Consider the following 22,030-nt stretch of genomic DNA (forward strand, 5'->3'; position numbering starts at 1 on the left):
GCGATCTTTTGACTTTAGAAACCTTCTAAAACAATTTTCCCCTTGGCCTTGCCGCTTTCCAGCAGCTCATGGGCGCGGCGCAGATTGGCCGCGTTGATCACGCCGAAGTGCCCGCCCAAGGTGGTCTTCAAGGTGCCGGCGTCGATCAGCTCGGCGACGCGGTTGAGCAACTTGTGCTGTTCGATCATGTCCGGCGTTTCGAACAGCGAGCGGGTGTACATGAACTCCCAGTGCAGCGACAGGCTCTTGCGCTTGAGCAGGCTGATGTCGAGGGACTTCGGATCGTCGATCAGTGCCAGTTTGCCTTGCGGCGCGAGGGCTTCGACCAGTTGCGGCAGATGCTGATCGGTCTGGGTCAGGCTGGCGACGTGGGTCACGCTGGCGATGCCGGCGCGCTTCAACTCTTCGCTCAGCGGCTGGCTGTGATCGATGACCAGGTCGGCACCGAGTTCGCTGACCCAGTCACGAGTTTGCGCACGGGAGGCGGTACCGATGACTTTCAGGCCGGTCAATTGCTTGGCCAGTTGGGTAAGGATCGAGCCCACACCGCCCGCCGCTCCGACTATCAGCAGGCTCTGGCCCTGGTCGGCGCTGCCTTCGCTGATTTGCAGACGCTCGAAGAGCAATTCCCACGCAGTGATCGCGGTCAGCGGCAGCGCAGCGGCTTCGGCAAAACCGAGGGACTTGGGCATGTGCCCGACAATGCGCTCATCAACCACGTGCAGCTCGCTGTTGCCACCGGCCCGGGCGATCGATCCGGCGTAGAACACTTTGTCGCCAGCCTTGAACAGGGTGACGTCACTGCCGACAGCCTTGACCACACCGGCAACGTCCCAGCCCAGCACTTTTGCCGCGCCGTTTTCCGGCGCCGCGTTCTGCCGCACTTTGGTATCGACCGGGTTGACCGAGATGGCTTTGACTTCCACCAACAGGTCGCGCGGGCCGGCGACCGGCTCTGGCAGTTCAATGTCCTGCAGGGATTTGGCGTCGTTGATCGGCAGGCACGCGTAATAGGCGATGGCTTTCATAAGTGGCTCCGTACGGTTGTTAGAAGAGGGAATCAGGCAATCGCGCCGAGGCGCTTGAGCTTGAAGTGTTCGATGCTGTGGCCGGCGCTGGCCTGGAAATTCTGAAAATGCGCGCTGGCGTTGTGCGCCTCAAGCACCTCATCACTGGCCCACTGCTCGATCACATAAAAAACCTGTGGATCGGCAAGGTCGCGGTGCAGGTCGTACTGGCCACAACCCGGCTCGGCGCGGCTTGGTTCGACGAGGGCACGCAGCGCCTGTTCGAGAACGTCCTGCTGGCCGGATTTGGCGGTTAGTGTGGCGATAGCGGTAAAGGACTGGGACATGCGCGGACTCCAGAGAATCGGATGAATTCGATGGAAGCCATCATTGGCTATTTCTCTGCGCGATAAAACCGGCTAAAAGAGCAGGCTCTTTCAATTTTTTTTGATAATGGAGGCTGCGCATGCTGCGTTTTGATGATTTGCAGTTGTTTGTCCGCGCTGCCGATCTGGGCAGCCTGTCGGCGGCGGCGCGGGTGATGGACATGTCCGCCGCCGTGGCCAGCGCGGCACTCAAGCGCATCGAGCAGCAGCTCGGCGCGCGCCTGCTGGCGCGTTCGACTCGCAGCCTGCGCCTCACCGCCGAGGGCGAAGGCTTCCTCGAATATGCCCGCGCCGCCCTGAGCAATCTCGATGAAGGGCGTCGCTTGCTCGCCAGCGGCCAGGATCAGGTCAGCGGAATTCTGCAGCTGTCGGCGCCTTCGGATTTCGGGCGCAATCTGCTGCTGCCGTGGCTTGACGCGTTCCAGCGTGAACACCCGAAACTGACGGTGCGGCTGTTGCTCGGCGACCGCATCGCCGACCTCTTCCGGCAACCGGTGGACATCGCCCTGCGCTATGGCGAGCCGGAAGATTCGAGCCTGATCGCCCTGCCCATTGCCCCACACAATCGCCGCGTGTTGTGCGCCTCTCCTGATTATCTGGCCCGGCATGGCGAGCCGCGTCAGCTCGAGCAATTGGCCCAGCACAACTGTCTTTTATACATGCTTGGCAGCCGCGTTCACGACCACTGGAGTTTTCACGATGGCAAGCGCGAAGTCGGCCTGACCGTCAGCGGCGATCGCTTCAGTGATGACGCCGACGTGGTGCGGCTATGGGCGCTGGCCGGTGCCGGGATCGCCTATAAGTCATGGCTCGACGTTGGTACCGATGTGCTCGCCGGGCGCCTCAAAGTGCTGATGCCGGAACTGTTGTGTGAGCGCGCACCGCTGAATCTGTTGTGCGCCCATCGCGCACAATTGAGTAAGCCGGTGAACCTGCTGAGGGAGATGCTCGCCAGCCGTTGCGCCGAATTGGGTAGTCAATTTCCCGCTTTTCTCAAAGTTGATCATTAGTCGCAGGCAAATAGAGAAATTTCTCTCAGGAACAATCGCCACCTGCGCAGGCCCGGGCGCAGGACGTCTGGCTTAACCCGCTTATACTAGCGCCCGCCTCATGCTTGCACTGACACCTGGCGCGCAGATCCCGTAACGCGTTGCCGGCTTTTGGTGGCGGTTGCAACTTCTGCTGCAAGGTTGTGTGCCGGAGCAACGGGTGTCGGTGGCAGGCCTTGCCCCGATCCAGGGCGGTTTTCGCGTGTTGGCCAATCACCCATTAGCGGCCAAGATGTCTCCGAGCGGTAGACGATACGATTCGACAGGGAGTGAACAAATGGAAAATGCACCGTGCATCAGCCAGATCGCGACATTGCTGGCCGACCCCAAGCGCAGCGCGATGATGTGGGCGTTGATGGATGGCTCGGCGCGGCAAGCCGAAGAGCTGGCGTTGCTGGCCGGGCTCTCGCCGTCGTCGGCCAGTGCGCATCTGGGGCGATTGTCCGCAGGTGGACTGTTGAACATCGAGATGCGTGGGCGTAAACGCTTCTTCCGCTTGGCAGCCCCGGAGGTGGGCGCGGCGATCGAGGCACTGGCCAGCGCCACCATTGCCAGCGCGCCACGGCAAATCCCCGCTGCGCTGAAACGCACCACGCCGATGGTCAGGCCACAGGCGGCGCCGTCTTCGTTGTTGCGCGCGCGGTTTTGCGACGATCATCTGGGCGGCACCCTGGCAGCTGATCTGTATCAGCGCCTGCTCGATGCCGGCTGGATCGAACAAGTTGAGCAACGTGTGGTGGTCACTCACAAGGGGTCCACCCGACTGGCCCAGCGCGGCGTGTTTATCCAGGCCCTGGCGCACCGCAACGTGCAGGTCGCCTGCGCCTGCCCGGACTGGAGCGAGCGCCGCCCGCACATGGGCGGCTCACTGGGCGCGGCGCTGCTGCAGTTGTTCATGCAGTCCGGCTGGCTGACCTTGCCCAACGATTCCCGCGCCTTGCAGTTGACGACCACCGGCCAGCGCGAAATCCATCGCTTCGCTGCCGAGACCGAGCTGGAAACAGCGTTCTAGAGCGACAGCCTGGGCTGAGCAGACGATCAACGTCGACTATGACTGTGAACAGGTCGCATCCAGTACGACCTCTGAATGACCATCCCGCACACTCGATCCGGGGATTTTTCCGGATGGGGGAGCGCAACATGAATACACAACGCTTTAGCGCGGCTGAGCGCCTCGAACGGCTACCGCTCAGCGGTTATCACCGCGTCATCTTCATCATCATCGCCTTGGCGTTTTTCTTCGATTCCATGGATCTGGCGATGATGACTTTCCTGCTCGGCTCAATCAAAGCCGAATTCGGCCTGAGCAGTGCACAGGCGGGGCTGCTGGCCAGTTCGAGCTTTTTCGGCATGGTGCTGGGGGCGTCGCTGTCGGGAATGCTTGCCGACCGCTTCGGGCGCAAACCGGTGTTTCAGTGGAGCATCGTGCTGTGGGGCGTGGCCAGTTACCTGTGCTCGACGGCGCAGACGGTGGAGACGCTGACGCTATTTCGCATCCTGCTGGGCATCGGCATGGGCATGGAATTTCCCATCGCGCAATCGATGCTGTCGGAGCTGATTCCTGCGCAACGACGCGGACGCTACATCGCGCTGATGGACGGCTTCTGGCCGCTGGGTTTTGTCGCGGCGGGCGTGCTTTCGTACTTCCTGCTGCCGCTGATTGGCTGGCGCGATATCTTTCTGGTGCTGGCGGTGCCGGCGGTGTTTGTCCTGGCGATCCGTTTTTTCATTCCCGAATCACCGCGCTGGCTGGAACAGGCCGGGCGGGACGCCGACGCGGACAAGGTGTTGAACGGCATCGAAGCGCGGGTGCGTGCTTCGCTGGGCGCTGCAGCGTTGCCGGAACCGGTTCGTTTGCCCCGCACGGTGACGCCACCGGGCAATTTCTTCTCGGCACTCAAGCAGATCTGGTCGCCGCAATATCGCCAGCGCACGACGATGATCTGGAGTCTGTGGTTCTTTGCATTGCTGGGTTTCTACGGACTGACCTCATGGCTCAGCGCGTTGCTGCAGCAGTCGGGGTTTGCCGTGACGCAATCGGTGTATTACACCGTGCTGATTTCGCTCGGCGGGATTCCCGGCTTCCTCATGGCGGCATGGTTGGTCGAGCGTTGGGGGCGTAAGCCGGTGTGCATCGTCACCCTGCTCGGCGGCGGGGTGATGGCGTTTCTGTATGGGCAGAGCGCGGTGTTCGGCGGCAACGTCGCGTTGCTGATCGGCACCGGATTGTTGATGCAGTTTTTCCTGTTCGGCATGTGGGCGGTGCTCTACACCTACACGCCGGAGCTGTACCCGACCTCGGCACGGGCAACCGGCTCGGGATTTGCTTCGGCGATTGGCCGCGTCGGCTCGCTGCTCGGGCCACTGGTGACCGGGCTGGTGTTCCCGATTACCGGGCAGGGCGGCGTGTTCGCGCTCGGCGCGGCGTGCTTCGCGATCGCGGCGGGCGTGGTGTGGCTGTTCGGGATGGAGACGCGGGGCAAGACCCTGGAAGAGCTTACCGAGTGAACATCGATATGAATGTGGGAGCGAGCCTGCTCGCGAAAGCGGTGTTTCATTCAACGAAAATGTTGACTGACACTCCCTCTTCGCGAGCAGGCTCGCTCCCACATTGGTTTTGCGGTGTTGCTTAAGGTTTTACCAACCGCGCATCCAGGCTGTTCTGCGCCAGGCGTTTGGCCTGATCCTGGGTCATGCCCAGATGCTCGTGCAGCGCATGGAAGTTCTCGGTCACGTACCCGCCGAAATACGCCGGGTCATCGGAGTTCACCGTGACCTTCACGCCGCGTTCGAGCATGTCGAGGATGTTGTGCTGCGACATGTGATCGAACACGCAGAGCTTGGTGTTCGACAGCGGGCACACGGTCAGCGGAATCTGCTCGTCGATGATCCGCTGCATCAGGCGCTCGTCCTCGATGGCGCGCACGCCATGGTCGATGCGCTGGATTTTCAGCAGGTCGATGGCTTCCCAGATGTACTCCGGTGGGCCTTCTTCACCGGCGTGGGCGACGGTCAGGAAGCCTTCGTCGCGGGCGCGATCGAAGACGCGTTTGAACTTGCTCGGCGGATGGCCCATCTCGGAACTGTCGAGACCGACCGCGACAAACGCATCACGGAACGGCAGCGCCTGATCGAGGGTTTTCTGCGCTTCGTCTTCGCTGAGGTGGCGCAGAAAGCTGAGGATCAAACCGCTGCTGATGCCCAGTTGCGTCTCGCCATCCTTGAGCGCGGCGGCGATGCCGTTGAGCACCACTTCGAACGGGATGCCCCGGTCGGTGTGGGTCTGCGGATCGAAGAACGGTTCGGTATGAATCACGTTCTGTGCCTTGCAGCGCAGCAGATAGGCCCAGGTCAGGTCGTAGAAATCCTGCGAGGTGCGCAGCACATCGGCGCCCTGGTAATACAGGTCGAGAAATTCCTGCAGATTGTTGAAGGCGTAAGCTTTGCGCAGGGTTTCCACGTCGCTCCACGGCAGTGCGATCTTGTTGCGCTCGGCCAGGGCGAACAGCAGTTCAGGCTCCAGCGAACCTTCCAGATGCAGGTGCAGTTCGGCTTTGGGCAGGGCGTTGAGCCAGTCGTACATAGTCTTTTCTCATCAGGTGCAATGCCGGCATTCTACAGAGGCTGGCCGCAACAATTGGCAAAACCTGACCAGGTGATCGATCAAACCGCCTCTTGCTCGCGGCGATAGGCGTAGGTATCGGCGAAGCGCGACAGCAGGAATTCAGCACAGGTGGTGGTCGGATATTTCGCCGGATGCTGTGGGTCCTGGCAACCGGGCAGGCATTCGATGCGCGTGTCCGGGTGCGGTTCGGCGAAAAACGGCATCGAATAGCGATCCACCCCTAGCGGGCTGATCACCCGATGCGGGGTTGAGCGATAACGGTCGTTGCTCCAGCGCGCCATCATGTCGCCGAGGTTGACCACGAAAGTGCCGTCAATCGGTGGTGCATCGATCCATTCACCTTTGACGTTCTTTACCTGCAAACCGCCGGCGCTGTCCTGGTAGAGCAAAGTGATGCAGCCGTAATCGGTGTGGGCGCCGGCACCTTGTTGCTCGGCGGAGCTGGCGGTGTGACGCGGCGGGTAATGGATCATGCGCAACACGCTGACCGGTTCGACAAAACGCGAATCGAAAAAGTCGCGTTCGATGCCCAGCGCAATGGTCATCGCCCGCAACAGGGTTTGCGCCAGTGCCTGCATGTCGAGGTAATGCTGCTCCATCAGAGCGGCCCAACCGGGTTGCGCCGGATGGCGATTGGGGCCGCGCAAGGGTTTTTCCGCCAGCACCTCAGGATGCTCGGCCGGCAGGTGCAGGCCCATGTCGAAGGTTTCCTTCAGATCACTGGGTTTGTCCGGGTCCAGTTGCTCGGTGGCAATCGCACCGTAGCCGCGATGATGGCGGGTCTGGGTAATGTCGATCTTCAGTTTTTCTGCGGCTGGCAGGGCGAAGAAGCGCTGGGCGTGATCGAGCAGATCGTCGATGCGCTGCGCCGAGATCGGATGGCCCTTGATGTAGAAAAAGCCCCACTCGCGACAGGCTTGGTCGATTTGTTCGGCCACCGCAGGCCAGGCGTTTTCGTCGTCGCCATAGAGCGGGCTGATATCAATGATCGGAAGCTGATCCATACACAATCCTTGAATACGCTGTGTTTCCAATGTGGGAGCGAGCCTGCTCGCGAAGAGGGAGTGTCAGACAACATTTTTGTTTAATGACACACCGCTTTCGCGAGCAGGCTCGCTCCCACAGGGTTTTGTGTGGTGAATCGAGGGACTACTTCGGCATCTCGGCCTTCATGCCCTCAACGTAATAATTCATCGATGCCAGTTCCGCATTGGTGGCGCTGACCCCTGCAGGGATTTTTTCTACACCGGCCTGATCCCTGATCGGCCCGGTAAACGGCTGCAACGCGCCGCTCTTGATGTCGGCGATCAACTGCTCGGCCTCGGCTTTCACCGGCGCCGGCACCAGATCGCTGATCGGCAGTTCCACCGTACCTTCCTTCAGCCCGCCCCAGTAATCCTGGGATTTCCAGGTGTGGTCGATCACGCTCTGCGTCGCTTGAATATAGTGTGGCGCCCAGTCGTTGACGATCGAGGTCAGCACCGCTTTCGGGCCGAAGTGGGCCATGTCCGAGGCGTAGCCCACGGCATACACGCCGCGCCGTTCGGCAGCCTGGATCGGCGCCGGGCTGTCGGTGTGCTGGAACACCACGTCGACGCCCTGGTCGATCAGCGCGTTGGCGGCGTCGGCTTCCTTGCCCGGATCGAACCAGGAGTTGACCCACACCACTTTGATTTCGGTGCCCGGGTTGTACTTGTTCAAGGCCAGCTGGATGGCGTTGATGTCGCGGATCACTTCCGGAATCGGGAACGAGGCGACGTAGCCGATTTTCCTGGTCTTGGTCATCTTCGCCGCGAGGAAACCACCGACGTAACGGCCCTCGTAAGTGCGCGCCAGGTAAGTGCCGAGGTTCTTGTCCTGCTTGTAGCCGGTGGCGTGTTCGAACGTCACCTTGGGAAACTGTTTGGCTACTTTCACCGTCGGGTTCATGTAGCCGAAAGAGGTGGTGAAAATCAGGTCGTATTTGTCCTTGGCCATGTTGCGGATCACCCGCTCGGCGTCGGCGCCCTCGGCGACGTTTTCCACGTAGTTGGTGGTGATCTGCGTGCCGAGTTTTTCCGCCAGGGCCTTGCGCCCCTGTTCGTGCTGATACGTCCAGCCGTGGTCACCGATCGGGCCGATGTAGACGAAACCGACTTTCAGCGGATCGGCAGCGCTGGCGCTCAGGCTGATTCCCAGACCGATGGCGGCGTACAGCAGTTTGTGCAGCGGACGTATTGGCATGAACCCGAACTCCATTTTGTTGTGTGTGCTCAGGGCCAATGCAAATTGCTGACCAACAGGACAATAAATAATCCACAACCGCAGTGCGGCCTTCGCGAGCAGGCTCCCTCCCACAGGGGGATCGCATTTCAATGTGGGAGCGAGCCTGCTCGCGAAGAGGACGGCAAGGCCAATAAAAGTGCATGCCTGAATCCAGCTGCCATCGCGTGGTGCGCAAAGATGTAACGAAACGTTAGCGGCGCGCGGCAGTCAGTAGCTCATCAGCTCTTTTCGGCAAAAGGCCCGTCATGCTCTCGATCCTCAAACAAGAAAGCTTCCTGCTGCTGGCAGTCCTTGCCGCGTGCGTCGCTTACCCACTGGAACACTGGCTGCTGCACAGCGGCCAGATCGTCGCGCTGGGCGGCGGTCTGCTGCTGATTGCCTTCATCGTCGCCGCGTCGATGCGCGTCGCTCATCACGCCGAACTGCTGGCGGAAAAAGTCGGTGATCCCTACGGCACGATGATCCTCACGCTCTCGGCGGTGTTGGTTGAAGTGGTGATCCTGGCGATCATGATGAGCAACGAAGCCTCGGCAACACTGGTGCGCGACACGATTTACTCAGCGGTCATGCTCGACATCAACGGCATCCTCGGCCTCGCCGCACTGATGGGCGGGATCAAACACGGCGAGCAGTCCTACAACGACGATTCGGCGCGCAGCTACAGCGTCATGATCCTCACCGCGATGGGCGTGTCGATGGTGGTCCCGGAGTTCATTCCCGAGGCCAACTGGAAGATGTATTCGGCGTTCACCATCGGCGCGATGATGGTGCTGTATGCGCTGTTCCTGCGCATGCAGGTCGGCCCGCACAGTTACTTTTTCAGCTACAGCTACCCGGACAAACGCCGCAAGAAAGAGCCGGTCGAGCAGGAGCCGAAACCGGTCAGCCTGGCGCTGTCGGTTGGCATTCTGGTGTCGGGGGTGGTGATCATCGGCGCACTGGCCGAGGTGATGTCCAAGACCCTCGATCTGGGCCTGGAAGGCACGGGCGCGCCGCCGGTGATCACGGCGATTCTGGTGGCAGCGATTTCCGCCGCGCCGGAAATTCTCACCGCACTGCGTGCAGCGCTGGCCAATCGTATGCAGTCGGTGGTCAACATCGCGATGGGTGCGTCACTGTCGACGGTGATTCTCACCGTGCCGGTGATGGAAGCGATGGCGCTGTACACCGGCCAGCCGTTTCAAATGGCGATGACCCCGGTACAGACAGTGATGATCTTCATCACCCTCATCGTCAGTGCGATCAACCTCAATGACGGCGAGACCAACGCCATTGAGGGCATGACGCACTTTGTGCTGTTTGCCACGTTCATCATGCTATCCCTGCTGGGCCTATAGGGACGCTGAAAACCTGTGGGAGCGGGCTTGCTCGCGAAAGCGGTGTGTCATCCAACAAACATGTTGTCTGACGCTCCCTCTTCGCGAGCAGGCTCGCTCCCACAGTTTTGAACGGCGGCGACTCAGGTACCGGCGATCAACTGCCGAGCCGCCTGGCTGTGATCGGCGATCAGACCTTTCAGGTCCAACCCTTCAACCTGCCCATCAACCACACGCCACTTGCCACCGATCATCACCCGATCCGCTCGGTCAGCGCCGCACAGCAGCAACGCCGAAATCGGATCGTGGCTACCGGAGAAGCGCAGTTCATCGAGCTTGAACAACGCCAGATCCGCCTGTTTGCCCACGGCGATTTCGCCAATGTCGGTTCGGCCCAAAAGGCTCGCCGAACCCTTGGTCGCCCAGCCCAGCACGCGCTCCGGGGTGATCTTTTCGGCGCCGTAACGCAGGCGCTGGATGTACAAAGCCTGACGCGCTTCGAGGATCATGTTCGAGGCATCGTTGGACGCTGAACCGTCAACGCCAAGACCGAACAGCGCGCCGGCATCGGTCAGCTCGATGCTCGGGCAGATGCCGGACGCCAGGCGCATGTTCGAGCTTGGGCAGTGGCAGATGCCGGTACCGGCCTGGCCGAGGCGGGCGATTTCGTCGGGGTTGAAATGAATGCCGTGGGCCAGCCACGTACGCGGGCCGAGCCAGCCGACGCTGTCCAGGTAATCGACGGTGCGCAGACCGAAGCGTTGCAGGCAGAAGTCTTCTTCATCGAGGGTTTCAGCAAGGTGGGTGTGCAGACGCACATCAAGCTTGTTTGCCAGATCAGCGCTGGCCGACATGATTTGCGGGGTCACCGAAAACGGCGAACACGGCGCCAGGGCGATCTGGATCTGCGCGCCGTCGCCACGCTCGTGGTACTCGTGAATCAGCCGCTGGCTGTCATCAAGAATCACCTGACCTTCCTGCACCGTTTGTTGCGGAGGCAGGCCGCCGTCCTTCTCGCCGAGGCTCATCGAACCACGGGTGAGCATGGCGCGCATGCCCAGCTCACGCACCGTTTCGACCTGCACGTCGATGGCGTTCTCCAAACCGTCCGGGAACAGGTAGTGATGGTCGGCAGCCGTGGTGCAACCCGAGAGCAGCAATTCGGCCAGCGCGACTTTGGTGGCGAGGGCGAGTTTTTCAGGCGTCAGCCGCGCCCATACCGGGTACAGGGTTTTCAGCCACGGGAACAGCGGCTGATTGACCACCGGCGCCCAGGCGCGGGTCAGGGTCTGATAGAAGTGATGGTGAGTGTTGATCAGGCCCGGCAGGATCACATGCTCGCGGGCATCGAACACTTCATTGCAAGGCGCCGATGGCTGCTGACCGGCGGCGAGGACTTCGACGATCACACCGTCTTGCACGACAAGGCCGCCACGGGCATCAAGCTCGTTGGAGGTGAAAATGGCGAGGGGATTTTTTAACCAGGTACGGGTCGCAGGCATTGTGGCCGGCTCCTCTGAAAGTTGGGTTCAGGGTTGCCAGCTCAGTGATGCCCTGTCTGCTGATCCAGGGTCGCCGCGATGGACGAGGCGCGCAGTTTCAAACAAATCGCAGCAGTGGGCAAGCCCAACCCGACCATTCACCATCACTCCCTGTGGGAGCGAGCCTGCTCGCGAAGGCGGCATGTCAGTCGATAAAGATTTACCTGACAGATCGTATTCGCGAGCAGGCTCGCTCCCACATCGGGATTTTCAGTGCTTACCAGGCAATCGTTTCACCCTTGTAATTGACGAAGTGATGCCCGCCCTTGCCGGTGAACGCATTGACCTGATCGATCAGCCCGCGGGTGCTGGTCTCGACGTCAAGATCGGCGCCTTCGCCGCCCATGTCGGTCTTCACCCAGCCTGGGTGCAGGGACAGTACGGTGAGTTTCTGCTCACCCAGTTGCGTGACGAAACTGTTGGTCATCGAATTCAGCGCCGCTTTGCTCGCCTTGTACAATGCCAGCTCCGGCGCGTCGGGCATGGTCACGCTGCCGAGCACCGAACTCATGAACGCCAGCACGCCGCTGCCGTCGCGGATCTGCCCGACGAAACGCTGGGCCAGATTGATCGGCGCCACCGCGTTGGTGAAAAACAGCTGCCCGACCTCGGCCAGGGTTGCGCCGCCCGGCGTCTGCACGTCCGGGCCTTTGACCCCGGCGTTGACGAACAACAGATCGAAGGTTTCGCCCTTGAGCTTCTGGCTCAGGGCGATCACTGCTTGCTGATCGTCCATGTCGAGCTTCTCGATGCGCACGTCACCCAGCGCTTGCAGCGCCTCGGCCTTTTGCGGATTGCGCACCGTCGCGGTCACTTGCCAGCCATCGCCCAGCAGGGTCTTCACCAGACCGAGGCCCAAGCCGCGGGAGGCGCCGATGATCAGTGCGTTTTTTGCCTGAGACATGATGGGTTTCCTTGAAAGTCAGCATTCTGGATTCAATGGACACGCCTGACCGAGGCGCAGTTGCAGCGCTTGGCGAAAAACAGGCTTTGATCCCGGAGCATACTCCAGGCTTCTTGAGTTTCTCGAGGGTGTTTGATCAGAAATAGTTGTGGGTCGTGGTCCAGGTGCTGCCGGTGCGGACGCCTTCGCGAGCAGGCTCGCTCCCACGCTTGCCCGCGTTCACTCAGATCCCCTGTGGGAGCGAGCCTGCTCGCGAAGAGGCCCGCTCTGACAACGATCAGTGTCCCGATTGCCACGGTTGCCCCAACGAAACCGGCGCATACAGACGAGTGCGCACGGCATCGCGGGACAGCAGCACCAGCACCAGAATCGTCGCCACATACGGCAGCATCGCGAGCAGGCTCGAAGGAATCGCCAGCCCCAATCCCTGCGCCACCAAGTGCAGGATGCTGGCGAGGCCGAACAGGTACGCCCCAAGCAACAACCGCCACACCCGCCAACTGGCAAACACCACCAGCGCCAAGGCGATCCAGCCGCGTCCGGCGGTCATGTTTTCTGCCCACATCGGCGTGTAGGCCAGCGACAGATACGCCCCGGCCAGCCCGGCCATCGCTCCGCCAAACAGCACCGCCAATGTACGCACGGTCAGCACTGGCAAGCCCATCGCGCTGGCCGCATCCGGGTTTTCACCGACCGCTTGAATGATCAGGCCGACACGGCTTTTGATGATCACCCACGCCACCAGCCCAAACAGCGCGAACGACAGATACACCAGCAGATCCTGAGCAAACAGCATCCGCCCGATCAGCGGGATCTCACTCAAATACGGAATCGCCAAAGGCTCGAAACCTGCCAGCGGCTTACCCACCCAGGCCGCGCCGACAAACGTCGACAGGCCCACGCCGAAGATCGTCAGGGCCAAACCGGTCGCCACCTGATTAGCGTTGAACACCAGCGCGACCAAGGCAAACAGTGACGACAACAACATCCCCGCCAACATCGCCAGCAGCACACCCAGCCACAGGTTGCCGCTGTTCAGCGCGACGATAAACCCGATCACCGCACCGAACAGCATCATGCCTTCCTGGCCGAGGTTGAGGACGCCGCTTTTCTCGCAGATCAACTCACCCAAGGCCACCAGCAACAGCGGCGTGCCGCAGCGAACCATGGCATAGAAAATATTGCTCAACAGATCGATATCCATTACAGCGCTCCGGCGGTTACGGCAGGGGTCGAGGCGCGCCGGGTCCAGCGCAGTTTCAGACGTGGCCGATAGAGAATCAGCACGTCACAGGCGAGCAGGAAAAACAGCATCATTCCCTGGAACAACTGGGTGATCGCTTGCGGCAGATTGAGCGACATCTGCGCGCTTTCGCCGCCGATGTACAGCAGCGCCATGAGCAGGCTCGAGAACATAATGCCGAGCGGATTCAACCGTCCGAGAAACGCCACGGTGATCGCCGCGTAGCCATAGCCCGGCGACACCTGCGGCACCAGTTGGCCGATCGGCCCGGTCACTTCGCAGACCCCGGCGAGCCCGGCCAGACCACCGCTGATCAACAGCGCCAGCCAGATCAGGCGCTTCTCGCGAAAGCCGACAAAACCTGCCGCACGCTTGTCCAGCCCGAGCACTTTGATCTGGAAACCGATAAAGCTTTTCTGCAACAACACCCACACCGCAACCAGCGCGAGCAGGGCGAAATACACGCCGGCATGCACGCGGCCGTCCTCCAGCAGCAGCGGCAAACGACTGGCGTCGCCGAACATCGCCGACTCGGGGAAATTGAAGCCCGCCGGATCCTTCAACGGCCCGTGCACGCAGAACAGCAGCAGGTTCAGCGCGATGTAATTGAGCATGATGCTGGTAAGGATTTCATTGGCATTGAAGCGCGTGCGCAGCCATGCGGTGAGCCCGGCCCATGCGGCGCCCGCCAGCGTGCCGGTCAGCAGAATCAGCACCAGCGCCCAGCGACTTTGCATGTCGATAACGTTCACTGCCAGAGCACTGCCGGCCAACGCGCCGAGTAGAAGTTGGCCTTCGGCGCCGATGTTCCAGATTCGCGCCTGATAGACCACCGCCAAGCCGAGTGCGCAGAGCAGAATCGGCAGCGCCTTGACCAGCAATTCGGACACGCCATACAAATCGCTGACCGGCGCGATCAGTAGCGTGTGCAAGGTTTGCAGTGGGTCGTGGCCCAGAGCGATGAATAACAGCGAGCCGCAGCCGAGGGTCAGGGCCGCCGCCAATAACGGCGAGCACCACAGCATCAGGCGCGATTGCTGGCCACGGGGTTCGAGAGAAAGCAGCATGTTGAGACTCCGTTAAACCGAGGCGGCGCGAGGTGAATGATCGAACTGGCCGGCCATCCACGCGCCGACATCGCTCAGTTGTGTAAGGCCGGTGTCTTGAAGAGTCGACAGACGCCCGCCGCACAGCGCGCCAAGGCGATCGCTGATCTGGAACAGCTCATCGAGGTCTTCGGAAATCACCAGAATCGCCGCGCCGACATCGCGCAGGGCAATCAACGCGCGATGGATGGTCGCAGCGGCGCCGACGTCGACGCCCCAGGTCGGGTGCGCGGCGATCAGCAGTTTCGGTTGCTGAAGAATTTCCCGGCCGAGGATGAATTTCTGCAAGTTGCCGCCGGACAGGCTGCGCGCGGCGGTCTGCGTGTCCGGGGTCTTCACGCCGAAGCGCTGGATGATCTGTTGCGCGAGGGCTTCGACTTTGTCGCGTTGAATCAACCCGTGGCTCACCAGTCCTTGCTCAAAAGCACTGAGCAGGGCGTTATCGGCCAGACTCAACTCCGGCACCGCGCCGTGGCCAAGGCGTTCGGCCGGCACGAAGGCCAGACCGAGTTTGCGCCGCGCATCCGGGCGCAGGTCAGCGACGTTTCTATCTGCGAAGCGCAGGGTCGCCGCTTGCGCCCGGGGCAAGGTTTGTTCGCCGCTGAGCAGGGCGAGCAACTCGTCCTGACCATTGCCCGCAACTCCGGCGATGCCTACGATTTCACCGCTGCGTACTTGCAAGTCGATGTCTGTCAGCGAGCAGCCAAACGGGTCCGGGTTGTGCCAGCTCAAACCCTGCACCTGCAAAAACGCCGCGCTACCGCTGACCTTCGGATACTCGCCAATCAATCCCGCCGCTTCGCCGACCATCAGTTGTGCCAGTTGCTGATCCGTACATTGCGCGGGCAGGCAATGCCCGGCTACCCGACCGCCGCGCAGCACCGTGGCGCTGTGGCACAAAGCGCGCACTTCAGCGAGCTTGTGGCTGATAAACAGAATGCTGCAGCCTTCATCGGCGAGGCGACGCAGGGTGATGAACAGTTCGTCAGCCTCCTGCGGCGTCAGCACCGAGGTTGGCTCGTCGAGAATCAACAGGCGGATGTCCTGCATCAGGCAACGAATGATTTCCACCCGTTGCCGCTCGCCGATCGACAGGCTGTGGACAAGTCGTTCCGGTTCCAGCGCCATGCCGTAGCGCCGCGAGACTTCGCGAATCTTCGGCTCCAGTTGCTTCGGTGTGCCGGCCGCCGCGCCCATCGCCAGAGCAATGTTCTGCGCCACGCTGAGGGTTTCGAACAGCGAGAAATGCTGGAACACCATGCCAATGCCCAACTGCCGCGCCTGCGCCGGATTGCGCATCTGCACGCGCTGCCCCTCCCAGAACATTTCACCGCTATCGCCCTGGGTGACCCCGTAAATGATCTTCATCAACGTACTTTTGCCCGCGCCGTTTTCACCGAGCAGGGCATGGATTTCACCCGGCGCGATGCTCAAGTCGATGGCGTCGTTGGCCAGGCAACCGGGGTAGCGTTTACTGATCTGCCGCAGTTGCAGGCGCGGTGGGGAAGGGGCGATGGACATGACAGGCTCGACTGACTTGGAGTTGTGCCTGTGGATAAAGCAATTTCCTGGCCATTGAGTCAGGAACGCTTGCGCAACCCGTTGGCAAACGCCGACTGCAGCGCATCGGCGCTCGATCTGGTTCATGGTCGAGCACCATTTCAGCGCAAAGCCGTTGATCAGGCTCCAGTTTTGCCCGCGAGTAGTTGGTTAAAAAGTGAGCAAGCGCTTGCGGCCTAGACAGATCCAGCGACAGCGGTGGTCATGAACGGCTTATCCACAGGTTGCTCCACAGTAATTGTGCGCAAGCCCTTAGCCCGGGCATAAGCACTGCATTGCTTTGTTCTAATGGTGATAAACGCGGTTAACTGTCTGTTTTTACGCTGTTTTTCCGTTTCGTCGGGTCAATTGAACGAAAAGTGAACAAATCGCGCAAAGCCGCGTGACAGAAGGGTTACAGCGGTATGTGCTCAGGTTATCCACAGTCGGGTGCACAGCCGATGTGGGCAAGTCGCCAATTGGGGAATGCCCTAAAAGATCGCAGCGTTCCGCAGCTCCTACAATTGGAATGCGTTCCAAAGGAGCTGCCGAAGGCTGCGATCTTTTGATCTTCCACTCTCAACGCTGCAACAAAATCCGCCCACGGCTCAGATCCGCCAACTGACTCTGCAACACGTCGATCTGCGCTTCCCCCACCGCCAATTCCAACTCCACCCCATTGGCCGTGAAGTTTTCCTCCACCACCAATCCGCCGAGATCGGCCACACGCAACTTCACCAGCGCCAATTCGGCAAATCCACAGGCGCAACTCAGCGGCACGCGGCTGATCAGCTCGATTTTTTCCGCCGCTTGCAGGCACTTGTTGGCGCCGCCGCCATAGGCTCGGGCCAGGCCGCCAGTGCCCAGTTGAATGCCGCCGTACCAGCGAATCACCAGCACCGCGACCTGATCGCAGTCCTGCGCTTCGATCGCCGCCAGAATAGGGCGCCCGGCGGTGCCGCCCGGCTCGCCATCGTCAGTACTGCGATATTGCGCGCCGAGTTTCCACGCCCAGCAATTGTGCGTGGCGTTCAAATCGCTGTGCTGCTCGAAAAATGCCTGCGCGTCGGCGGGGCTGCTGATCGGCGTCGCCAGAGTGATGAAGCGGCTTTTGCGAATCTCTTCGCGGTACTCGCAAAAACCGCTGAGGGTGAAAGGCATAGACGTCTTATAGAGAGGGAGTGAGGCCGCAGCCTTTGAGAATGATGCGGATCAGGTTGTTGCCGGCGTCTTCCATGTCCTGCTTGGTCAACTTGCTGCGCCCGGTGACGCGGCAGATCTGCGTGGCGAAGTCGGCATAATGCTGGGTGCTGCCCCACAGCAGGAAGATCAGGTGCACCGGATCGACCGGGTCCATTTTGCCTGCATCGATCCACGCCTGAAATACCGCCGCGCGCCCGGTGAACCAGGTGCGGTAATCCTGATTGAAATATTCGCTCAGGCATTCGCCGCCGCTGATCACTTCCATGGCGAAGATCCGCGACGCCTGTGGCTGGCGTCGGGAGAATTCCATCTTCGCGCGGATATAGCGGGTCAGCGCTTCGGCCGGGTCATCCTCTGCAGTAAGGGTGTTGAAGGTGCTGTCCCACAACTCGATGATGTTGCTCAGCACCGCCACATACAAACCGAGCTTGTTGGTGAAGTAGTAATGCAGGTTGGCTTTGGGCAGCCCGGCATTCTGCGCGATGGTGTTCATGCTGGTGCCTTTGAACCCGTGACGGGCGAACTCGTCTTCGGCGGCTTTGAGAATGGTCTCTTCGTTCTTCTGACGAATGCGGCTGGCGGGTTTGCCGCCGTGGGCTGGGACTTCAAAGGTCATAGGCACTTCCGGGATTGTCTGTGGGTGCAACCAGTTGCGTTGATAGCGCACCCACAGGCATCCGACAAGTCCTTGCGCGGAAAAACAGTTACGCCTGTTCGATCTTGTTCAATGGCGCGGCGCTTTTTGCCGCTGCGGTTTTGCCTTCCGGTAACAACAGACAGAGGAAGATTGCCGTCAGCCCGCCGCTGGTGATCGCCGAGTCGAACAGGTTCTGCACCAGTTTCGGCAGCAGGTGCAGCAGGTTCGGTTGCGCGGCGATGCCGAGGCCGACGCCGAACGAAGTGGCGATGATCAACATGCTGCGCCGGTCCAGCGGCGACTGCGCGAGAATGCGTACGCCCGCCGCCGCCACCGCACCGAACATCACCAGCGTCGCACCGCCCAGCACCGGTTTTGGAATCTGTTGCAGCACCGCGCCGATCATCGGGAACAGGCCGAGGCAGAACAGGATCGCGCCGATGTACAGGCCGACGTAGCGGCTGGCCACACCGGTCAATTGGATCACGCCGTTGTTTTGCGCGAACGTCGTATTGGGAAACGCGCTGAAAGTCGCCGCGATCATGCAGCTCACGCCATCGCCAAGCACGCCACCGCGCAAGCGACTTATATAAGTAGGGCCGCTGATCGGTTGGCGGGCGAGCATGCAGTTGGCGGTGAGGTCGCCGACGGTTTCAATGGTGCTGATCAGGTAAATCAGCGCGACCGGCAGGAAAGCCGTCCAGTCGAAGCTGAAACCAAACTTGAACGGCGTAGGAAAACTCACCAGCGGCAAGTCAGGCAACGGCTGCGGGATCAATTTCCCGCTGAACCACGCCGCGAGACTGCCGAGCACCAGCCCGATGATGATCGCCGACAGCCGTACCCAGGGCGTATTCGAGCGGTTGAGCAGAATGATCGTCAGTAGCACAAACACGCCCAAGGCCAGATTGCCCGGCGCGCCGAAGTCCGGCGCGTTGAAGCCGCCACCCAGATCGGTGATGCCGACCTTGATCAGACTGATACCGATCAGCGTGATGACGATGCCGGTCACCAGCGGTGTCACCACTCGGCGCAACTGACCGATGAAACGGCTGAGCACGATCTGTACGATTGCGCCGAAAAAGCACACGCCGAAAATCATCGCCAGGATATCTTCCGGGCTGCCGCCGCGCTGCTTGACCAGAAACCCGGCCGACAGCACCGCACCGAGAAACGCGAAACTGGTGCCTTGCAGACAGATCATCCCTGCGCCGATACCAAACGGTCGTCGCGCCTGGATAAAGGTGCCGACGCCGGAGACCATCAGCGCCATGCTGATCAGGTACGGTAGATGCGCGGTCAGCCCGAGCGCCGAACCGATCACCAGTGGCGGGGTGATGATGCCGACGAAACTGGCGAGCACGTGTTGCAACGCGGCAAGAATGGCGGCGAGTGGTTTGGGGCGGTCGTTGAGGCCGTAGATCAGTTCACTGGATGAATCGGAATCTGGCTGCATGGCTTTGGCTTCTTGTTGAAGGACGAGTCAGCCCTTCTCTGCAAAAACCTGTCCACTTGCTCAGGTTATTCCTTGATTTTGTCGGTGAGGCCCCGCCGGGTTGGGCTCTGCGCGCTTATCTATCGCGTTGCCGCCAGACTCTCCAGGAAACTTTCCAGCACCAAATGAGGGCGTCGACCCTTGCGCGTGACCGATGCCAGACTCAAATCGTAAAACCGCGTGCCGGCCTTGAGCGCGCGCAACCGCCCTTGCTGCACCCAAAGGCTGGCATAGTGATCCGGCAAATAACCGATATAGCGACCGGTCAGAATCAGAAACGCCATGCCCTCCCGATCCGACGCACTGGCCGTGCAATTGAGCGCCTGATAGTGCGCTTGAATTTCAGCCGGCAAACGGAAGGTCGGCGCAATCGCGTCCTGACTGTCGAGGCGTTGATCATCGAGTTGTTTGTCGTCGACATAAAACAGCGGATGACCCACCGCGCAGTACAGCAGCGAACGCTCGCTGTATAACGGCTGATATTCCAGTCCCGACAAGGCGCTGGCCTGCGGTACCACGCCAACGTGCAGGCGCCCGTCGAGCACACCTTGTTCAACTTCGTTTGGCGCAATCATGCGGATCTGGATCTGCACATCCGGCCCGCGTTCCTTCAATTGCGCGAGGGCGTGGGTGATGCGCATGTGGGGCAGGGTGACCAGGTTGTCGGTCAGGCCGATGATCAATTCACCACGCAAGTGCTGGTGCAGGCCGTTGACCTCAGTGCGGAAACTTTCCAGCGCGCTCAACAATTGCAGCGCTGATTGATACACCTCACGACCTTCCTCGGTCAGGGAGAACCCGGCCCGGCCGCGCTGGCACAAGCGCAAGCCGAGGCGCTGTTCCAGATCGCTCATCTGCTGGCTGATCGCCGAGCGCCCGATGCCAAGCACGGTTTCCGCTGCGGAGAAGCCGCCACACTCCACGACACTGCGAAAAATCCGCAGCAGGCGAATATCAAAATCACTGACCTGAGCCAATGGATCGGCGCGGCGGCTGCTCATTTTTTGTTCTCTTTGTTTAGCAGTGATCTAACTGAAGGTTAGAAGAGTTGAATTTCACCGACTTTATCGCCGTGGCAATTTAGCTGCAACAACGCTTTCCATCTCCCTGACGCTTATGCCCTGCGAGGTTTTGCCCGATGAACATGCCTGAAAACGCGCCGTCGCCACTGGCCAGCCAACTGAAGCTGGACGCGCACTGGATGCCGTACACCGCCAACCGCAACTTTCAGCGCGACCCGCGTCTGATCGTCGGTGCCGAAGGCAGCTGGCTGTTCGACGACAAGGGCCGCAAGATCTACGACTCGCTGTCCGGTCTGTGGACCTGCGGCGCCGGGCACACCCGCAAGGAAATTCAGGAAGCCGTTGCGAAACAGCTGGGCACCCTCGATTACTCGCCGGGCTTCCAGTACGGCCATCCTTTGTCGTTCCAGCTAGCAGAGAAAATCACTGAGCTGACCCCCGGCAATCTGAACCATGTGTTCTTCACCGACTCCGGCTCGGAGTGCGCCGATACTGCGGTGAAAATGGTGCGTGCCTACTGGCGTCTGAAAGGTCAGGCGACCAAGACCAAAATGATCGGCCGCGCCCGTGGCTACCACGGTGTGAACATCGCCGGCACCAGCCTCGGCGGCGTCAACGGCAACCGCAAGCTGTTTGGTCAGGCGATGATGGATGTCGATCACCTGCCGCACACACTGCTGGCGAGCAATGCGTTTTCCCGTGGCATGCCGGAGCAGGGCGGTATTGCTTTGGCCGATGAGCTGCTCAAGTTGATCGAACTGCACGACGCTTCCAACATCGCTGCGGTGTTCGTTGAACCGATGGCCGGCTCTGCTGGGGTACTGGTTCCGCCGCAGGGTTACCTCAAGCGTCTGCGCGAGATCTGCGATCAGCACAACATCCTGCTGGTGTTCGATGAAGTGATCACCGGTTTCGGCCGCACCGGTTCGATGTTCGGTGCCGACAGCTTCGGCGTGACCCCGGACCTGATGTGTATCGCCAAGCAAGTCACCAACGGCGCGATCCCGATGGGCGCGGTGATTGCCAGCTCCGAGATCTACCAGACCTTCATGAACCAGCCGACGCCGGAATACGCCGTGGAATTCCCTCACGGCTACACCTATTCGGCGCACCCGGTGGCCTGTGCCGCTGGCCTTGCCGCACTCGACCTGCTGCAAAAGGAACACCTGGTGCAGAGCGTCGCCGAAATCGCGCCGCATTTCGAAAACGCGCTGCACGGCCTGAAAGGCTCGAAGAACGTCATCGACATCCGCAACTACGGCCTGGCCGGCGCGATCCAGATCGCCGGGCGTGACGGCGACGCCATCGTGCGTCCTTTCGAAGCGGGCATGGCTTTGTGGAAAGCCGGGTTCTACGTACGCTTCGGCGGCGACACCCTGCAGTTCGGCCCAACCTTCAACAGCCAGCCGCAAGACCTCGACCGTCTGTTCGATGCGGTCGGCGAAGTGCTGAACAAGCTCGACTGATTTTTCCCTCTATATATGTACAAAAATGCGGGCGCCTCTTGCGGCGCCTGCGGACCAGAATTCAGGAGTGTTCGATGAGCGTTATCCCGCATTTGATCAATGGCGAACTGGTGACCGAGAACGGTCGCGCGGTAGATGTGTTCAACCCCTCTACCGGCCAGGCGATTCACAAACTGCCATTGGCCAGCCAGGCCACCATTCAGAAAGCCATCGATGCCGCGAAGGC

General features: G+C 60.8%; 20 protein-coding genes (1 of these 20 running past the window's edge). 6 read left to right on the forward strand and 14 right to left on the reverse strand.

Translation table 11 applies throughout. The annotated features are described in order from the left end of the window. Positions 1-14: 14 nt before the first annotated feature. Positions 15-1,028 (reverse strand): zinc-binding alcohol dehydrogenase family protein, encoded by a 1,014-nt coding sequence (locus AB4N53_RS23200; RefSeq protein ID WP_460123712.1) that lies wholly within the window; start codon positions 1,026-1,028, stop codon positions 15-17. A gap of 32 nt (positions 1,029-1,060) precedes the next feature. Next, positions 1,061-1,354 carry a putative quinol monooxygenase gene (locus AB4N53_RS23205; protein WP_460123715.1) on the reverse strand — a complete coding sequence of 98 codons (294 nt, stop codon included), beginning with the start codon at positions 1,352-1,354 and terminating at the stop codon, positions 1,061-1,063. 119 nt (positions 1,355-1,473) lie between these two features. Between AB4N53_RS23205 and AB4N53_RS23210 the strand changes: the two genes are divergently transcribed. The 3 genes from AB4N53_RS23210 (at position 1,474) to AB4N53_RS23220 (ending at position 4,950) form a co-directional block, all read left to right on the forward strand. Continuing rightward, positions 1,474-2,403 carry a LysR family transcriptional regulator gene (locus tag AB4N53_RS23210; RefSeq protein ID WP_039764074.1) on the forward strand — a complete coding sequence of 310 codons (930 nt, stop codon included), beginning with the start codon at positions 1,474-1,476 and terminating at the stop codon, positions 2,401-2,403. A gap of 316 nt (positions 2,404-2,719) precedes the next feature. Further along, positions 2,720-3,454 (forward strand): ArsR/SmtB family transcription factor, encoded by a 735-nt coding sequence (locus AB4N53_RS23215; protein WP_460123719.1) that lies wholly within the window; start codon positions 2,720-2,722, stop codon positions 3,452-3,454. Positions 3,455-3,582: 128 nt separating this feature from the next. Beyond that, a complete protein-coding gene (locus tag AB4N53_RS23220; RefSeq protein WP_460123722.1) occupies positions 3,583-4,950 on the forward strand; it encodes an MFS transporter in 1,368 nt (455 codons plus the stop codon). Between the two features lie 121 nt (positions 4,951-5,071). On the opposite strand, the gene AB4N53_RS23225 is transcribed toward AB4N53_RS23220, so the two are convergent. From AB4N53_RS23225 to AB4N53_RS23235, 3 genes are all read right to left on the reverse strand, one after another. After that, entirely contained in the window at positions 5,072-6,025 is a 954-nt protein-coding gene (locus AB4N53_RS23225; protein WP_024011466.1) for an adenosine deaminase, read from the reverse strand. Positions 6,026-6,105: 80 nt separating this feature from the next. Beyond that, positions 6,106-7,071, reverse strand: coding sequence for a 2-oxoglutarate and iron-dependent oxygenase domain-containing protein (locus tag AB4N53_RS23230; RefSeq protein ID WP_460123725.1), 966 nt, complete (start codon positions 7,069-7,071; stop codon positions 6,106-6,108). 145 nt (positions 7,072-7,216) lie between these two features. Further along, positions 7,217-8,290 (reverse strand): BMP family ABC transporter substrate-binding protein, encoded by a 1,074-nt coding sequence (locus AB4N53_RS23235; protein ID WP_460123728.1) that lies wholly within the window; start codon positions 8,288-8,290, stop codon positions 7,217-7,219. 287 nt (positions 8,291-8,577) lie between these two features. On the opposite strand from AB4N53_RS23235, the gene AB4N53_RS23240 reads away from it, so the two are divergent. Then, a complete protein-coding gene (locus AB4N53_RS23240) occupies positions 8,578-9,669 on the forward strand; it encodes a calcium:cation antiporter (protein WP_041479650.1) in 1,092 nt (363 codons plus the stop codon). Positions 9,670-9,791: 122 nt separating this feature from the next. On the opposite strand, the gene AB4N53_RS23245 is transcribed toward AB4N53_RS23240, so the two are convergent. The 9 genes from AB4N53_RS23245 to AB4N53_RS23285 all read right to left on the reverse strand — a co-directional run bounded on the left by AB4N53_RS23245 (position 9,792) and on the right by AB4N53_RS23285 (position 20,317). Beyond that, positions 9,792-11,150 (reverse strand): 8-oxoguanine deaminase, encoded by a 1,359-nt coding sequence (locus AB4N53_RS23245; protein ID WP_460123732.1) that lies wholly within the window; start codon positions 11,148-11,150, stop codon positions 9,792-9,794. Positions 11,151-11,406: 256 nt separating this feature from the next. Continuing rightward, positions 11,407-12,093 (reverse strand): SDR family oxidoreductase, encoded by a 687-nt coding sequence (locus AB4N53_RS23250; RefSeq protein WP_039764086.1) that lies wholly within the window; start codon positions 12,091-12,093, stop codon positions 11,407-11,409. Positions 12,094-12,370: 277 nt separating this feature from the next. Further along, the gene (locus AB4N53_RS23255) at positions 12,371-13,297 is read right to left on the reverse strand and encodes an ABC transporter permease (RefSeq protein ID WP_460123735.1); all 927 of its coding nucleotides are present in this window, start codon (positions 13,295-13,297) and stop codon (positions 12,371-12,373) included. Next, positions 13,297-14,403, reverse strand: a complete 1,107-nt coding sequence (locus tag AB4N53_RS23260) for an ABC transporter permease (RefSeq protein WP_460123738.1) — start codon at positions 14,401-14,403, stop codon at positions 13,297-13,299. The genes AB4N53_RS23255 and AB4N53_RS23260 overlap by 1 nt, the downstream gene beginning before the upstream one ends. 12 nt (positions 14,404-14,415) lie before the next feature. Then, on the reverse strand, positions 14,416-15,963 hold the full coding sequence (locus tag AB4N53_RS23265; protein WP_460123741.1) for an ABC transporter ATP-binding protein: 1,548 nt from the start codon (positions 15,961-15,963) through the stop codon (positions 14,416-14,418). Positions 15,964-16,560: 597 nt separating this feature from the next. Continuing rightward, complete coding sequence (locus tag AB4N53_RS23270; protein WP_460123744.1) at positions 16,561-17,142, reverse strand: IMPACT family protein; 582 nt, start codon at positions 17,140-17,142, stop codon at positions 16,561-16,563. Between the two features lie 7 nt (positions 17,143-17,149). Further along, a complete protein-coding gene (locus AB4N53_RS23275; RefSeq protein WP_016771809.1) occupies positions 17,150-17,800 on the reverse strand; it encodes a TetR/AcrR family transcriptional regulator in 651 nt (216 codons plus the stop codon). Positions 17,801-17,888: 88 nt separating this feature from the next. Continuing rightward, positions 17,889-19,277 (reverse strand): uracil-xanthine permease family protein, encoded by a 1,389-nt coding sequence (locus AB4N53_RS23280; RefSeq protein ID WP_460123747.1) that lies wholly within the window; start codon positions 19,275-19,277, stop codon positions 17,889-17,891. 119 nt (positions 19,278-19,396) lie between these two features. Next, positions 19,397-20,317 carry a LysR family transcriptional regulator gene (locus tag AB4N53_RS23285; RefSeq protein ID WP_056787796.1) on the reverse strand — a complete coding sequence of 307 codons (921 nt, stop codon included), beginning with the start codon at positions 20,315-20,317 and terminating at the stop codon, positions 19,397-19,399. A 137-nt stretch (positions 20,318-20,454) separates the two neighbouring features. Here AB4N53_RS23285 and aptA point away from each other — a divergent pair, with 137 nt between their 5' ends. Both aptA and AB4N53_RS23295 read left to right on the forward strand, forming a co-directional pair. Next, complete coding sequence (aptA, locus tag AB4N53_RS23290; protein ID WP_460123750.1) at positions 20,455-21,804, forward strand: omega-aminotransferase AptA; 1,350 nt, start codon at positions 20,455-20,457, stop codon at positions 21,802-21,804. Between the two features lie 74 nt (positions 21,805-21,878). Further along, positions 21,879-22,030, forward strand: partial view of a CoA-acylating methylmalonate-semialdehyde dehydrogenase gene (locus AB4N53_RS23295; protein ID WP_041479657.1) — the start only. 1,342 nt of this gene lie beyond the right edge of the window; the window shows 152 of its 1,494 coding nt (coding positions 1-152); the start codon lies at positions 21,879-21,881; its stop codon lies off the right edge, out of view.

It is taken from the genome of Pseudomonas sp. H3_E04 (genome assembly GCF_054668915.1).